At 72.5% G+C, this 15,816-nt stretch carries 9 protein-coding genes and 1 tRNA gene; 7 read left to right on the forward strand and 3 right to left on the reverse strand.

The features are described from left to right. Together D8M35_RS08015 and D8M35_RS08020 are read left to right on the forward strand one after the other, a co-directional pair. Nucleotides 1-1,683 (forward strand): UrvD/REP family ATP-dependent DNA helicase (locus tag D8M35_RS08015; protein WP_174234717.1); only part of this gene is annotated, 1,683 nt, incomplete at its 5' end. Continuing rightward, nucleotides 1,680-5,021, forward strand: coding sequence for an ATP-dependent DNA helicase (locus tag D8M35_RS08020; RefSeq protein WP_238638147.1), 3,342 nt, complete (start codon nucleotides 1,680-1,682; stop codon nucleotides 5,019-5,021). The genes D8M35_RS08015 and D8M35_RS08020, both read left to right, overlap by 4 nt. 106 nt (nucleotides 5,022-5,127) lie before the next feature. On the opposite strand, the gene D8M35_RS08025 is transcribed toward D8M35_RS08020, so the two are convergent. Continuing rightward, the gene (locus D8M35_RS08025) at nucleotides 5,128-6,126 is read right to left on the reverse strand and encodes a phosphotransferase (RefSeq protein WP_126891382.1); all 999 of its coding nucleotides are present in this window, start codon (nucleotides 6,124-6,126) and stop codon (nucleotides 5,128-5,130) included. 119 nt (nucleotides 6,127-6,245) lie between these two features. Between D8M35_RS08025 and nudC the strand changes: the two genes are divergently transcribed. After that, nucleotides 6,246-7,181, forward strand: coding sequence for an NAD(+) diphosphatase (nudC, locus tag D8M35_RS08030; protein WP_126891383.1), 936 nt, complete (start codon nucleotides 6,246-6,248; stop codon nucleotides 7,179-7,181). Continuing rightward, complete coding sequence (locus D8M35_RS08035) at nucleotides 7,178-8,932, forward strand: ATP-dependent helicase (protein ID WP_126891384.1); 1,755 nt, start codon at nucleotides 7,178-7,180, stop codon at nucleotides 8,930-8,932. Before nudC ends, D8M35_RS08035 begins: the two co-directional genes overlap by 4 nt. Here the strand turns inward: D8M35_RS08035 and D8M35_RS08040 are convergent. Together D8M35_RS08040 and D8M35_RS08045 are read right to left on the reverse strand one after the other, a co-directional pair. Beyond that, nucleotides 8,823-9,680: a TOMM precursor leader peptide-binding protein gene (locus D8M35_RS08040; RefSeq protein WP_126891385.1), complete on the reverse strand. Its 858-nt coding sequence runs from the start codon at nucleotides 9,678-9,680 to the stop codon at nucleotides 8,823-8,825. The two genes, D8M35_RS08035 and D8M35_RS08040, sit on opposite strands and share 110 nt — an antisense overlap. A gap of 60 nt (nucleotides 9,681-9,740) precedes the next feature. Continuing rightward, complete coding sequence (locus tag D8M35_RS08045) at nucleotides 9,741-11,165, reverse strand: zinc-dependent metalloprotease (RefSeq protein ID WP_126891386.1); 1,425 nt, start codon at nucleotides 11,163-11,165, stop codon at nucleotides 9,741-9,743. A gap of 126 nt (nucleotides 11,166-11,291) precedes the next feature. On the opposite strand from D8M35_RS08045, the gene D8M35_RS08050 reads away from it, so the two are divergent. The 3 genes from D8M35_RS08050 (at nucleotide 11,292) to D8M35_RS08060 (ending at nucleotide 15,812) form a co-directional block, all read left to right on the forward strand. Beyond that, on the forward strand, nucleotides 11,292-12,401 hold the full coding sequence (locus D8M35_RS08050; protein ID WP_126891387.1) for a PDZ domain-containing protein: 1,110 nt from the start codon (nucleotides 11,292-11,294) through the stop codon (nucleotides 12,399-12,401). Between the two features lie 244 nt (nucleotides 12,402-12,645). Next, nucleotides 12,646-15,672, forward strand: a complete 3,027-nt coding sequence (locus D8M35_RS08055) for a UPF0182 family protein (RefSeq protein WP_174234718.1) — start codon at nucleotides 12,646-12,648, stop codon at nucleotides 15,670-15,672. Between the two features lie 63 nt (nucleotides 15,673-15,735). Then, nucleotides 15,736-15,812: transfer RNA gene (locus D8M35_RS08060), tRNA-Met, on the forward strand. The last annotated feature ends 4 nt before the right edge of the window (nucleotides 15,813-15,816 follow it).

Below are 15,816 nucleotides of genomic sequence, written 5' to 3' on the forward strand. Positions count from 1 at the left end.
CTCGTGGACGCCCTCGGCGCGCCCGAACGGCTCGCGACCGTCGACGCCGGCTTCGCCCGTCGCGCGACCCGGCTCGCGCGAAGCCTCGTCCAGGCACGGGCGGACGCCACCGCCGACGCGAGCATCGAGGAGATCCTCTGGGGACTGTGGGAACGCAGCGGTCTGGCGACGACGTGGGGCGGACAGTCGGCGGCAGGCGGGGTCGGCGCTGCCGAAGCCGACCGGCACCTCGACGCCGTCGTCGGGCTCTTCACCGCGGCGAAGCGCTTCGTCGAGCGCACGCCGGACGCGCCCGCGCGGGTGTTCGTCGACGACCTGCTCGGCGCCGACCTGCCCGAGGACTCCATCGGCCCCGACCGGACAGCGGGCCGCGTGCGGGTGCTCACCCCGTCGGCCACCATCGGGCTCGAGTGCGACGTGGTCGTCGTGCTCGGGCTGCAGGACGGTGTGTGGCCGAACACCCGGGTGCGCGGGAGCCTGCTCGACCCGGACGGGCTGGTCCGTGCTGCTGCCGGCATCGACGACCGGTCCGTCGACGACCGGGCGGCGGTGATCGCGGACGAGCTCCGGTTGTTCGCCCGCGCCGTCTCCCGAGCCACGACCCAGGTCGTCATCGGCACGGTCGCCAACGACGACGAGGCACCGTCGCCCTTCGTCCGGCTCGTCCCGGTGCCGCCGGACCGGCAACCGACCGCGCACCCGCTGTCGCTCCGGGGCATGGCCGGGTCACTGCGCCGCCGTGTGGTGACCACGGGCGACCACGAGGCGGCTTCGGCCCTCGCGCGGCTCGCCGAGGCCGGGGTCGCCGGTGCGTCCCCGGACGAGTGGTACGGGACCGCCGAGCCGACGACCGAGGACCCGCTGGTCGACCTGGACGCCCCGCCGGCACCCGAGCACGAGGACGGCGAGCCGGTCGCCCCGACGGTGGCGGTGTCACCCTCGCGCATCGGCACCTTCGAGGAGTGCCCGGTGCACTGGTTCGTGCAGACCTTCGGCGGCAGCGCGCCGAGCCCGGCGATGGGCATCGGGACGATCGTCCACGAGGCGATGGAGCAGGCCACCGCGGTCGACGTCGAGTCGCTGTGGGACCACGTCGAGGGGCGGTGGGACGAACTGACCTTCGAGTCGCCGTGGGTCGCGGACCGCGAACGGGCGCGGACCCGCCGCATGATCGAGGGGCTCAGCGACTACCTGCGGACGTTCGCGAGCGCCGGACGACGGCTGCTCGGCGCGGAGACCTCGTTCGCGCTCGTCACCGGGCCGGCGCGCATGCGCGGCAGCATCGACCGGATCGAGGTCGACCCGGACGGCCGGGTCAGCGTCGTCGACCTGAAGACCGGGCGGTCGATGCCGAGCGAGAAGAACGACATGCCCGAGCACCCGCAGCTCGGCGCCTACCAGCTCGCGGTCGAGGACGGCGCGGTCGAGGGCGTCCCGGCCGGTGCCCCGATGGCGGACGCCCGACTCGTCTTCGTGCAGAACCCCCGCTCCGGACGGGCCTTCTCGGAACGCACGCAGCACGCGTTCGACGACGAGGCCCGCGAGGCCTACCGTGCGCGACTGCACGGGGTCGCGAGGGGGATGGCCGGACGGACGTTCCTGGCGAACGTCGACGACCACTGCGACCGTGCCCGCACCGGCGTCGAGTGCCGCATCCACGTGGTGGGAGAGGTGACCTGGTGACGACCGAGACCGACACCCAGACCGAGACGGGCCCGCAGACCGTGCCCGACGAGCAGACCGTGCCCGACGAGCAGACCGTGCCCGACGCGCACACCGACCCCGAGGCGCGCGTCGTCGCGGACGTGTCCACCGCTGCCCACGACGCCGACGCGATCGCCGACGCCCTCGGCCGTCCTCGTCCGACCGACCAGCAGCGCGCGGTCATCGAGTCGCCGCTCGCACCCGCCCTCGTCGTCGCCGGGGCCGGCAGCGGCAAGACCGAGACGATGGCCTCGCGTGTGGTGTGGTTGCTCGCGAACGGGTTCGTGCGCCCGGCCGAGGTGCTCGGCCTGACGTTCACCCGCAAGGCCGCCGGCGAGCTCTCCGTGCGCATCAACGACCGGATCCGTGCGCTCGAGGACGTCGGGCTCCTGACCGCCGGTGACGCCTTCGAGGCACCGACCGTGTCGACCTACAACGCCTTCGCCAACGCCGTGTTCCGCGAGAACGCCCTGCTGGTCGGCCGCGACGGCGAGTCGCAGGTGCTGACCGAGCCGTCCGCGTGGCAGCTCGCCCGGCGCGTGGTCGTCGGCGCGCGGGACGACCGGCTCGCCGGCCTCGACCGCGACGTCGACACCGTGACCGCCGCCGTCGTGTCGCTGGCCGGAGCGGTGTCCGAGCACCTCGTCGACCCGGGCGACCTGCGGCGGTTCGCGATCGACTTCGGCGCCCTGCTCGAGCTGCCGGGCAACACCAGGGGCAACCCCTACAAGGCGGTGACCGACGCGGTGTCGGCGATCGGGGCGCTGGAGCCGCTGGTCGACCTGGTCGAAGAGTTCCGTCGACAGAAGGTCGACCGCGGCTTCGTCGAGTTCTCCGACCAGATCGCCCTCGCGCTCGCCGCCGCCGAGTCGGCCCCACGCGTGGTCGAGGACCTGCGGAGCCGGTTCCGTGTGGTGCTCCTCGACGAGTACCAGGACACCTCGGTCGTGCAGACGCGGTTCCTCGCCCGGCTCTTCCGGGGGCACCCGGTGATGGCGGTGGGCGACCCGCACCAGTCGATCTACGGCTTCCGCGGCGCGAGTGCGGCGAACCTGGCGCGCTTCCCGCGCGACTTCGGCGACCGGTCGGGAGGCCCCGGTCCGGCCGAGGCACCGGTCACCTTCGCGCTGTCCACCAGCTGGCGCAACCCCGTCGACGTGCTCGCCGGCGCGAACGCGGTCGTCGACCCGCTCTCGGCTGCGTCCGAGGTGGCGGTGGAACGACTCGCGCCGCGGCCGGGCGCTGACCGCGGCACCGTGACCGCCGTCTTCCCGGAGACCCTGCCGGAGGAGGCGGACGCCGTCGCCCGCTGGTTCGCGGAGCGCCGGAGCGCATCGCCGGAGGGCTCGATGGCCCTGCTGCTGCGCTCGCGGAAGGACCTGGCGGCCTTCACCGCCGCGCTCGGCGCCCACCGGGTGCCGTTCCACGTGCTGGGCACCGGCGGCCTCCTGCAACGCCCCGAGATCGTCGACCTGGTGGCGTGTCTCCGGGTGCTGCACGACCCGGCGGCGGGCAACGACCTCATCCGACTGCTCGCCGGTGCACGGTGGCGCGTCGGTGCCGCGGACATCGCCGCACTGCACGAGCTCGCCCGCTGGCTGTTCCGTCGCGACCACACCCAGCAGCGCCTCGACGACGAGCTGACGGCGGCCTTCCGAGCCTCGGTCGCCGCCGGGGAGCACGGGTCGATCGTCGACGCCCTCGACTTCGTCGCGAGTGCCCCGGACGACCACGGTGCCCTCGCGGGCATCAGTCCTGCCGGCCGTCAGCGGATGCGCGACCTCGGGCAGCAGCTCGCAGCGCTCCGGTCCCGCGCCGCCGGGGACCTCGTCGACTTCGTCACGCTGGTGGTGCAGGAGATGCGCCTCGACGTCGAGGTCGCCGCGCACGAGCAGGGCAGTGCCGCGTTCCTCGACGCGTTCGTCGACGAGCTCGCCGGCTTCGTGACGACCGACGACCGCGCCGACCTCGGGGCGTTCCTCGGCTGGATCGACGCCGCCGCCCGCCGCGACGACATGGGCCCGCGGTCCGAGGAGCCCGAGGCCGGCACCGTGCAGATCCTGACGATCCACGGGTCGAAGGGGCTGGAGTGGGACGCGGTCGCCGTGCCGCGGCTCGTCGAGGGAGCGCTGCCCGCCCGGCCGCAGGAGGGCTCCTCGGGGTGGCTCGGCTTCGGCCGACTGCCGTACGAGTTCCGCGGGGACGCCGAGGAGCTCCCTCGGCTCGACTGGCGGGGCCACGAGGACCAGAAGGGCGTCGTCGACGCGATCGAGGCCTACAAGGAGCAGGTGAAGGCCCGCAACGAGGACGAGGAGCGTCGGCTGACCTACGTGGCGCTGACACGGGCTCGGCACGACCTGCTCGTGTCCGGGTCGTCGTGGGCCGGCGGGGTCAAGCCGACCGCCCCGAGCCGGTACCTCCACGACCTGGTCGAGGCCGGGGTCGTCGCCGCGGAGGCCGTCCCCGAGGGCACCGTGCACGAGGAGAACCCGCTCGGCGGGGACGGCGCGACCCAGACGTGGCCGCACGTGCCGTTCGGGCAGCGGGGCGCCCGGGTGCTCGCCGCCGCCGACCGGGTGCGGAACGCGAACCCGGGCGCCGCCGGACGCTTCGCGGCGGACATCGACCTGCTGCTCGCCGAGCGGCAGGCTGCGCGGTCGGCACGGCACCGTGTCGCGATCCCGCACCGAGTACCGGCGTCCGGGTTCAAGGACTACGTCGGGAAGCCGGACGCGGTCGCCGAGCGCCTGCGTCGGCCGATGCCGGAACGGCCGTACCGCGCGACCAGGCTCGGCACGCTCTTCCACCAGTGGGTCGAGCAGCGTGCGCGCAGCGGTGGCTCGCTCGAGACCCTCGACCTGTGGGACGACGAACGCGACCTCGACGCCGACGAGGCCGTCGACGCCTCGACGGACGCTGCGGTCACCGACGACGACGCGCGTCGACTGTCGGCGTTCCAGGCGACGTTCGCCCGGTCACGCTGGGCGGACCTGACCCCGGTCGAGGTCGAACGCGAGATCCACATCCCCTTCCTCGGGCACAGCGTCGTCTGCAAGCTCGATGCCGTGTACGAGATCGACGGGCGTGCCGAGGTGGTCGACTGGAAGACCGGCAAGGCGCCCACCGGAGCGGACGACCTGGCTGCACGGCAGCTGCAGCTCGCGCTGTACCGCGTGGCGTACGCCGAGTTCACCGGGCGACCGGTCGACGAGGTCGACGCGGTCTTCTACTTCGTCGCGGACGACCTCGAGGTCCGGCCCACGGCACTGCTGGACCGCGCGGGCCTCGAGCGCGCCTGGCAGGACGCGCTCGGCTGACGCGACGACGTCGGCACGGACACCGAGTCGGACGGGAGGCGCGGGGCGGGGTCGCGCCGAGCCTCCCGTCCGGCGTGTGGTCGCCTCGGACCGGAGACCGGTGAGGTCAGCCGTGTCGACGCTCGGTCGACGACAGGAACTGCTCGACCTCGCCGATCTCCATCGTCTCGGGGGAGACCGACTGCAGCGGCGCCGCGCTCGGCGTCTGCACCGCGTCGACGAGACGGTGCATCATCGCGACCGCGTCGTCGACCACCTCGGTGCTCTTCGCCTGCACGCCGTGCAGCAGCCACTGCGCGGTCTCGAGCTCGTGGTACACCCGGGCACGCTGGGCGAGTTGACGGTCGCGGCCGCCGCCGTTCGCCTCGTACGCGCTGAGGACGGTGTCGAAGGCATCACGACGACCGGCCAGCACCCAGGCGAGGTCCTTCGCGGGGTCGCCGAGCCGGAGCTCGCCCCAGTCGAGGACACCGGTGACCGCGTCGCCGTCCACCAGGACGACCCCGGTGCCGAGCGCACCGTGCACGACGGTGGGCGTGAACTGCCAGAGCTGCTGGTCGCGCGCGGCGCCCTCCCACCGCTCGACCAGGGCGGCGGGCACCAGCTTGGTGGCGACCGCGCGGTCCATCACGGAGACGGCGGAGCGGAGGACCTCGAACGGGGTGAGCGACGGCAGGCCCGCGTCGGTCACGAAGCTCGTCGGGAGCTGGTGCACGGCGGCGACCGCGCGGCCGACGGCGGTCGCGAGCTCGGGACGTTCGCCGAGGTCGCGCAGCGTCGGGTGGGTGCCGGGGACGTAGGTCGTCACGATGGCCCGCGTCGAGCCGATCGGCGCCTGACCGCGGTACTCGGCGACGGCGAACGGCAGTCGCGAACGGATGCCGGCGCTGAGGGCGCGGATCGCGACGAGGTCGGCGGACTGCCGGGCCTCGGCCCGCTGGTTGCGCGGTCGACGGATCGCGCTGAGCGTGCCGTCCGCACCGCGCAGGACCGCCGACTCGTAGTCTCCGGAGGCGGCCGAGCCGAGGGTCTGCGTGCCGGTCAGGACCAGACCGGGAACGGCCGTGGTCGCCAACGCGGCTAGAGTGAACTGGGATCCCGCCATGCCCCTCAGGGTAGGTCCGCGTCCGGTGCCGGAGCGCACGCCACGCTGGCCTGTGCAAGCCCGGGCACCGTCCACAGGGTCCTGCCGAGAAGCCCGTCCCGAACGAGGAGCACCCAGCCGTGACCGTCGAGTTCGCCGCCAGACTCCCGCTCTCCCGCAACGAACTCGACCGCGACGCGGAGTTCCGGACGACCCCGGACCTCGACCGCGTCCTGCGCGCCGACCCGGAGACGCGGTGGTTGCCCGTCCGCGGTGCCGACCTGCTCCGTGACCCCGCCGGGGCGCTCCGGTTCGTCGACGCCGACGCGGTCCCCGAGGACGCGGTGACGCTCTACCTCGGCCGAGCGGTCAGCGACGCTCCGGACGCTCCTGCGGGCACCCGCTTCGTCGCAGCCCTGCTCGACGCGTCCGCCGCCGCGGCGATCGAGCCGGACGACGAGGCCTGGGCGAGCCTCCGCATGTTCGGCACCGAGCTCTCGGCCCGCGACCAGGGCCTCGCCGTCGAGGCCGTCGCGATGGCGAACTGGCACGCCGTGCACGGGTTCTCGCCGCGCACCGGCTCCCGGTCCGAGGTCGTCAGCGGCGGGTGGGTCCGCCGCGATCCCGAGGGCCACGAGCTCTTCCCGCGCACCGACGCCGCGATCATCGTCGGGGTCACCGATGCCGACGACCGCATCCTGCTCGGGTCGAACGCCGCGTGGGACGCCGACCGCTACTCGCTGCTCGCGGGCTTCGTCGAGCCGGGGGAGTCGCTGGAGGACGCCGTCCGCCGCGAGGTCTGGGAGGAGTCCGGCGTCCGCGTCGAGGAGCCCGAGTACCTCGGGTCGCAGCCCTGGCCGTTCCCCGCCTCGCTGATGCTCGGCTTCCGGGCCCGGGCCGTGGACGGCGACCCCTCGACCGCGCGCCCCGACGGCGTGGAGATCCTCGACGTCCGGTGGTTCTCGCGCGACGAGGTCCGCGAGCGTGCCGGTGACACCCTGCTGCTGCCCGGCCGCACGTCGATCGCCCGCGCGATCATCGAGGAGTGGTACGGCGGGCCGCTGGACGTGCCGTGACCGACCCGCACGCGACGACCGGTGCCCCACCGGTGCGCCCACCGTCGCCGGACGAACTGCTCGCAGCACTCGACGCCGAGCAGCAGACCGTCGCCCGGACGCTGCTCGGGCCCGTCGCCGTGCTCGCCGGTGCGGGGACCGGCAAGACCCGGGCCATCACCCACCGCATCGCCTACGGGGTGGCGACCGGCACGTACTCGCCGAACCACGTCCTCGCGCTGACCTTCACCACGCGTGCGGCCGGGGAGCTCCGGTCACGACTGCGTGCGCTCGGTGCCGGGACGGTCCAGGCGCGCACCTTCCACGCCGCGGCCATGGCGCAGCTCAGCTACTTCTGGCCGGACACCGTCGGCGGGCACGCCCCGCGGATCGTCGAGTCGAAGGGACGGGTGATCGCCCACGCGGCGGACACCGTCGGGATCCACGTCGACACTCCGGTGCTCCGCGACCTGGCCGCCGAGGTCGAGTGGCGCAAGGTGCAGATGCTCACCTACGACGAGTACGAGGCCGCGGCGGCTGACCGGGTGATGCCGCGCGACACCCCGGCCCGGCGCGTGGTCGACCTGATGAAGGCGTACGAGCAGCTCAAGGACGACCGCCGGCAGCTCGACTTCGAGGACGTGCTGCTCGCGACGCTCGGCATGGTCGAGTCGGAACCGCGGGTGGCCTCGTACGTCCGGCAGCAGTACCGGTTCTTCGTCGTGGACGAGTACCAGGACGTCTCGCCCGTGCAGCACGACCTGCTCCGGGCGTGGCTCGGCGGCCGTGACGACGTGTGCGTGGTCGGCGACGCCAGCCAGACGATCTACTCGTTCGCGGGCGCGTCGAGCCGCTACCTGCTCGGCTTCGGGTCGGAGTTCCCGCGCGGGTCCGTCCTGCGGCTCGAACGGAACTACCGGTCGACGCCGGAGGTCGTGCACGCGGCGAACACCCTGATGCGCGGGCAACCGGGCGCCCTCGACCTCGTGGCGCAGTCCGCGGAACGAGGCCCGGAACCCGAGGTGCTGCCCTGCGTGCACGACGGCGACGAGGCCCAGACCGTCGCCCGTCGCATCGGGGAGCTCGTGGCGGCGGGTGCGGCGTTCGGCGACTGCGCCGTGCTGTACCGCGTCGGAGCGCAGTCCGCCGCGCTCGAGTCCGCCCTCGGCCGTGCCGGCATCCCGTACCGGGTGCAGGGCGGCACGCGGTTCTTCGACCGGCCCGAGGTGAAGCTCGCGGTGCACCACATGCGCGGCGAGGCCGTGCGGCAGACCGACGACGAGCTGACCCGCCGGGTCGGACTCGTGCTGCAGCTGAGCGGCTGGACACCGACGCCGCCGGACGGCACCGGCGCGGTCCGTGACCAGTGGGAGGCGCTGCAGGCGATCATGGGCCTGGCCGAGGCAGCGCCCGCCGGCACGACCATGCAGGAGTTCACGAAGGACCTGGTCGACCGTGCGGCGACCCACCACGAGCCCGAGCTCGACGCCGTCACCCTCGCCACGCTGCACTCGTCGAAGGGCCTCGAGTGGCCGCACGTCGTGGTCGTCGGCGCCGCCGAGGGGCTGCTGCCGATCTCGCACGCCTCGACCGACGTCGAGGTCGACGAGGAACGCCGACTGTTCTACGTCGGGCTGACCCGTGCGCGCCGCTCGATCACGGTCACGTGGTCACGGCAGGGCTCCACGCGTGGGGGCGCCCGGGCGCCGAGTCGGTTCCTGGCAGCGCTCGACAGGCACACCGAGGGTGCGGTGCCACCGGCAGCAGGCTGACCGCCAGGTCGTCCCGGTCGAACACGACCTGGTCGGTCCCCGGCTGCTGTGTCCGCAGGGGCAGGCGCTGCACGAGCATCCGCACGGTCGCCGACGCGACCGCGGCGAGCCGCCAGGGCGACAGCGGTGCCGCCGGTCGGCCCCACACCTGCGCCGCCAGCGTCGGCCACGCCGGGTCCTCGTCCACACGGGCGTACTCCACGCACTGCAGGCAGGGTCCGTCGCCCGGGACGACGACGGGCCCGAGCCGGATCCGTCCGTCGCCGACCACGAGCGGCAGGTGCGGGGTCCCGCGGCGCGCCCACGCCGACCGGAGTGCCGGGTCGACCACGTGGTCGGCGACGACCACCGCGAGCGCCGGCGGCGGATCCGGCAGCACGACCGGGCCACCACGGGGTGCGACCGTCCGGGCGACGGTCACGCCCTCGCCCGAGAGCATGTCCGCGACGGCGTCGGCGAGGACCCCGTCCCCGTGGACCTCGACCCGGGCGAGCGGCTCGGGCAGGACCTCGACGACGGCGGGGGATGCATCCCCGAGCACGCGGGCCGCCACCTCGGGCCGGCACCCGGTCGTGGCGGCGAGGGCGGTCAGGGCGTCGCGGCTGGTCTCGCGTCGGAGCGCGCAGAGGAAGCGTTCCTCGGCGACGGTCGGTACGGGGACGACGGCGCGCGGTGGGTCGACGCCGAGCTGGACGGTGCTCGGGTCACGCCAGACGAACTCGAGCGCGGGGTCGATGCGGATGCCCATGCCCCCACGCTGGCGGAACGGCCGGCCCCGTGGGTGCCGGCCGTCACGATCTGTGGAGAACTAGCGGGGTCCGGCACCGGGGGAGTCGTCGCCCGCAGCCCCGCCGTCCGCGGTGCCGTCGCCCTCGTCCTCGATGCCACCGCTCTCGTCCTCGCGCGGGCGGTCACCCGAGGCGTCGTTGAGCAGGTCCTCGAGTGCCTTGTCGAACGCATCGTCCTCGGCCGAACGGCCCGGGTTCCGGAGCCGCAGCACGAAGGCGTCCGGGTCGTCCACGTCCTCCGACGTCGGCACGGCGTCGAAGTGCGACCAGAGGGCGTCGCGCTCCTCGGCGCCGAGCTCCTCGGTGACCCGCTGCCAGAGCGCCGCGGCCTCGCGCAGTCGACGGGGACGCAGCTCGAGACCGACGAGCGTGGCGAAGGCGGACTCCGCCGGGCCTCCCGCGGCACGGCGACGGCGCACCATCTCGGCGATCGCGTCGGACTTCGGCAGTCGCGTGGTCGCCGCTGCGGTGACGGTGTCGACCCAGCCCTCGACGAGCGCGAGCATCGTCTCGAGCCGACCGAGCGCTGCCTCCTGTTCGGGCGTCCGCGGCGGGATGAGCGCACCGGACGCGAGTGCGTCGCGGAGCTGCTCCTGGTCGGTCGGGTCGATCTCCGACGCGAGTTCCTCGACCCGGTCGAACGGGATGTGGATCCCGCGGGCGTAGTCGGTGATCGACGAGATGATGTGCAGCCGGAGCCAACGGGCCGACCGGAAGAGCCGGGCGTGCGCGAGCTCGCGGACGGCGAGGTAGATCCGGACCTCGTCCTCGGGGACGTCGAGGCCCTCGGCGAACTCGGCGACGTTCTGCGGCACCAGCGCCGCGACCTGCTCGTCGAGGAGCGGCACACCGACGTCACCGCCGGAGACGACCTCCTTCGACAGCTGTCCGACGACCTGGCCGAGCTGGATGGCGAACAGGGCACCGCCGACGCCGCGCATCGCCTTCGAGACGTCGCCGAGCATCGCCTTGAGCTGCTCCGGCGCGCGCTGCTCGATCGCCTCGGTGAGGGCGTTCGAGATGCTCAGCGCCACCGGCTCGGCGATCTGTGCCCACACCGGCGTCGTCGCCTTCGCCCACTGCTCGCGCGTGTACAGGCTCGGCGTGGCCGTGAGCTCGGGCACGGTCGTGGCCTCGTCGAGCCAGAGCGCAGCGACCTGGAAGGCCTGGTCCGACGCCTGGGCGGTCGCCGGGTCCACCGGGTGCCCGCCGTCCCGCGCGATCGCGGTGGCCCGTTCGGACGCCACCGAGAAGTCGATGCCGTCCCCGCCCGACTGTGCCGCGCGCTGCAGCTGGCTCATCAGGTTCGCCACGAAGGCGGGGTCGTTCGGCAGTCCGGCCGCGCCCGCGAGCTGCGACGGGTCGATCTGCCCCTCTCCGGAGAGCAGCTTGCGCAGCATCTCCTGGAAGTCGTCGTCCGGCCCCGGCTGCGGTTGATCAGGCATGCGCACTACGCTAATCCCCGCTCGTGGAGCCGCACCTGGGACGGCCCCGCGGGACTGCCCATCCGGCTGCGCCGAGGGCGAACACCCGGGCCGCGTCCGCCGGCCCACACCTCGCAAAGGACGTCCGTGACCCTCTTCGCTCCCGCGCCCCGCCGCCGGTCCCGCGCTCGCACCGTCGGGTGGGCGTTCGTCATCGGTGCCGTGGTGCTCGGACTCCTGGCGAGCTTCCTGCCGAGCCCGTACCTGATCGAGGTGCCCGGCCCGGTCTACAACACGATCGGCACCCAGCGGCAGGGCCAGGGCAGGGCCGCGAAGGACGTCGAACTGATCCAGATCGACGGCGCGCAGACCTACCCCACGGCGGGCGCGCTCGACATGCTCACCGTGGGGATCCAGGGCGACGCCACGACCCGTCCGTCGTGGACGAGCGTGATCCGCGCACTGTTCTCGCGCTCCGAGGCGGTCATCCCCGCCAGTGCCGTCTACCCGGAGGGCACCACCACCGAGCAGGTGAACCAGCAGGACGAGGCCGACATGCGGTCGTCGCAGCAGTCCGCCGTCGCCGCGGCGCTCGTCCACCAGGGCTACGACCTGCCGACCGAGCTCCGGGTCGGGACGGTGCAGGACGGCTCCGCCGCCGACGGGACGATCCGCGAGGGCGACGTCATCACGGCCTTCGACGGGAAGCAGCTGACCGAGAACGTCGACGCCGGCTCACTGCGCAAGGCGGTCGCGGAGCACGGCACCTCGTCGCCGGCGACGGTCACGCTGCTGCGCGACGGCCAGCGCGAGCAGGTCGAGGTCACCCCGCGCGAGGAGCAGGGCACCCCGCTCCTCGGCGTCGGGGTCACCGAGCGGTACGACTTCCCCTTCGAGGTGAAGATCGCGCTGCAGGACGTCGGCGGTCCGTCCGCCGGCATGATGTTCGCGCTCGGGATCATCGACGAGCTGACGCCGGGCAAGCTCAACGGCGGCGAGCACGTCGCCGGTACCGGCACGATCACCGCCGACGGCGAGGTCGGCCCGATCGGCGGCATCCGGCAGAAGCTCTACGGCGCGAAGGACGCCGGCGCGACCGTGTTCCTGGCGCCGGCCGACAACTGCGACGAGGTCGTCGGTCACGTCCCGGACGGTCTCGACGTCTACAAGGTCGCCACGCTCGACCAGGCCGTCACCGACCTGCAGACGATCGCATCGGGGAAGAGCACCGCCGGACTCGCGCGCTGCGGCTCCTGACCCGACCGCGCGCGTGCCGCGTCGTGCGGGCACGACGCGATCCGTGCCTCCCGGCCGGCCTGGAGGCTCTGCCCACCTTCCTGAGTCCCCGTACAGTTTCGCTGTCGGTGCGGACCAATAGGATCGGTGCACTGACGGCCCGCCGTGCCGGGCCCGCCGGTCCGACACGTCTGGAGCACATCAAGTGACGACAACCTCGTCCACCTCGGGCACTGCAGGGCGGCGTTCGCCGCGGGTCCCGATCGTGGTCACGATCATCGTGCTGGCCGCACTGGTGATCGGCTTCTTCATCTTCGCCAGCCTGTACACCGACTACGCGTGGTTCGCGCAGCTCGGCTTCCAGCAGGTCCTCACCACCCGCTGGATCGCGGGCACGCTCATGTTCGTGGCCGGGTTCCTGGGCATGGCCGTCCCGGTCTACGTGAGCATCGCGCTCGCATTCCGGTTCCGACCGGTGTACGCCAAGCTCAACTCGCAGCTCGACCGCTACCAGCAGGTCATCGAGCCGCTGCGTCGCGCGGTGATGATCGGCATCCCGGTCGTCCTCGGCCTGTTCGCCGGTCTGGCCACGGCCGGCCGCTGGAGCATGGTGCTCGAGTACTTCAACCGGACGTCCTTCGGCAAGAAGGACCCGCAGTTCGGGCTCGACATCGGGTTCTACGTGTTCGAGCTGCCGTTCTGGCGCTCGATCGTGGCGTACTCGTCGGCCGTCGTGCTCATCGCCGGCATCGCCGCGCTCGCAGCGACCTACCTGTACGGCGCCCTGCGCTTCGGCGGGCGCGAGGTCCGCATCTCCAAGGCGGCGCGCATCCAGCTCGCCGTGACCGCCGCGCTCTACGTGGCCCTGCAGGCCGTCAGCCTGTGGCTCGACCAGTACGCCGCGCTGACGAAGGACAACCCGCTCATCACGGGCGCGCAGTACACCGACGTCAACGCCGTCATCCCGGGTCGCGAGATCATGGCGGGCATCGCGGCGATCGTCGCGGTCCTGTTCATCGTCACCGCGGTCATCGGCCGCTGGCGCATCTCGATCGTCGGCACCGGGCTGCTGCTCGTCGCGGCCATCGTCATCGGCGGCGTCTACCCGTGGATCATCCAGCGCATCCAGGTCAAGCCGTCGGAGCGCACGTACGAGTCCGCGTACATCGAGCGGAACATCAAGGCCACCCGTGACGCCTACGGCGTGAGCGGTGTCGAGGAGCAGAACTACGACGCGACGACCGAGGCCAGCTCCGGCGCGCTCGCGCAAGACGCCCAGACCACGGCGAACATCCGCCTGATCGACCCGAAGATCGTCTCGGACACCTTCAGCCAGCTGCAGCAGTACCGGCAGTACTACCAGTTCCCGGACCAGCTCGACGTCGACCGCTACGACATCGACGGCCAGACCGAGGACACCGTGATCGCGGTCCGCGACATCGACCTCGCCGGCCTCAGCTCGCAGGCGAACACCCAGTACAACCGGACGTTCGTCTACACGCACGGCTTCGGTGTGACCGCGGCCTACGGCAACCAGCGCGCCAGCGACGGCAAGCCGGTGTTCCTCGAGTCCGGCATCCCGTCGAACGGCAAGCTCGGCAACTACCAGGAGCGCGTCTACTTCGGTGAGACCTCGCCGCCCTACTCGATCGTGGGCGGACCCGAGGGCTCGAAGAACATCGAGCTCGACTACCCGGCCGGCTCGGACGACAGCGACGGCGGCAACGCCACGACGACGTACCAGGGCGACGGCGGACCGAGCCTCGGCGGGTTCTTCAACCGGCTCGTCTACGCGGCGAAGTTCCAGTCCGAGCAGATCCTGCTGTCGAACGCCGTGAACCGTGACTCGCAGATCCTGTACGACCGCGACCCGATCCAGCGCGTGCAGAAGGTCGCCCCGTACCTGAAGCTCGACAGTGACGCGTACCCGGCGATCGTCGACCACCGCATCCAGTGGATCGTGGACGGCTACACGACGAGCGACGCGTACCCGTACTCGCAGAGCCAGAGCCTGTCGGACACCGTCGCGGGCACCGACTCGTCGGCCTTCAGCACCGACCAGGTGAACTACATGCGCAACTCGGTCAAGGCGACCGTCGACGCGTACACGGGCAAGGTGACGCTCTACGCGTGGGACACCGAGGACGCGGTGCTCAAGACGTGGCAGAAGATCTTCCCCAGCACCACGCAGCCGGTGTCGCAGATGAGCGCCGAACTGCTCGACCACGTGCGCTACCCGACCGACCTGTTCAAGGTGCAGCGCGCCATCCTCGGCACGTACCACGTGACCAACGCGAACTCGTTCTACTCGGGTGACGACGCGTGGAACACGCCGCAGGAGACCACGACGGGCACGAACGACTCCGAGGCGAACTCCGACACCGTCTCGCAGACGACGACGAACGCACTCGGCACCAGGACCACGCCGTCGCAGGGCAACCTGCAGGACCCGTACTACCTGACGATGAAGGTCCCGGGGCAGGACACCGCGTACTCGCTCTACACGACCTACATCCCGCAGCAGTCGGCCGGAGCGAACAACCGCAACGTGCTGACCGGGTACCTGGCGGTCGACTCCGACGCGGGAGGCGCCGGCAAGGGTGAGAAGGGATCGAACTACGGCAAGCTCACGCTGCTGACGATGCCGAAGACCGACAACATCCCGGGCCCGGCACAGGTGCAGAGCCTGTTCAACGGTGACACCACCGTCTCGCAGGAGTTGAACATCCTGAAGCGCGGCAACTCGACCGTGAAGCAGGGCAACCTGCTGACGCTCCCGGTGGGTGGCGGCTTCCTCTACGTGCAGCCGGTCTACGTCCAGTCGACGTCCAGTGGTTCCTACCCGCTGCTGCAGAAGGTGCTCGTGGCCTTCGGTGACAAGATCGCGTTCGAGGACACGCTCGACCAGGCACTCAACGAGCTGTTCGACGGCAACTCCGGTGCCGCCGCCGGTGACCAGGGTGCTGCGGACGGATCCGGCTCGACCGGTTCGTCGGACTCCGGGTCGACGGGCTCGGGGTCGGGGTCGTCGGATTCGGGGTCGGGTTCGTCGGGCTCGGGGTCGGGATCGTCCGGCTCGTCCGGTGACTCCGGCTCGACGTCCGGTGGTTCGGGCGGCTCGTCGAGCGGCTCGGGGAACCAGGCGCTCGAGCAGGCGCTGGCCGAGGCGCGCAGTGCGCTCCAGGACCGCCAGCGGGCCTACGCCGACAACGACCTGGTCGCTGCGGCCGAGGCGGACAAGCGCCTGCAGGACGCCATCGAGGCCGCGACCGCGGCCGAGAACGGCAACTGACACGCCGTGGCGAGGCACTCGATTTGTGCCTCGCCACGGGGCTGTGTAGGCTATTCAACGTGCCGCGGGGTGGAGCAGTTCGGTAGCTCGCTGGGCTCATAACCCAGAGGTCGTAGGTTCAAATCCTGCCCCCGCAACCAAGCG

The sequence above is a fragment of the Curtobacterium sp. HSID17257 genome (assembly GCF_003989515.1).
GTDB lineage: Bacteria > Actinomycetota > Actinomycetes > Actinomycetales > Microbacteriaceae > Curtobacterium.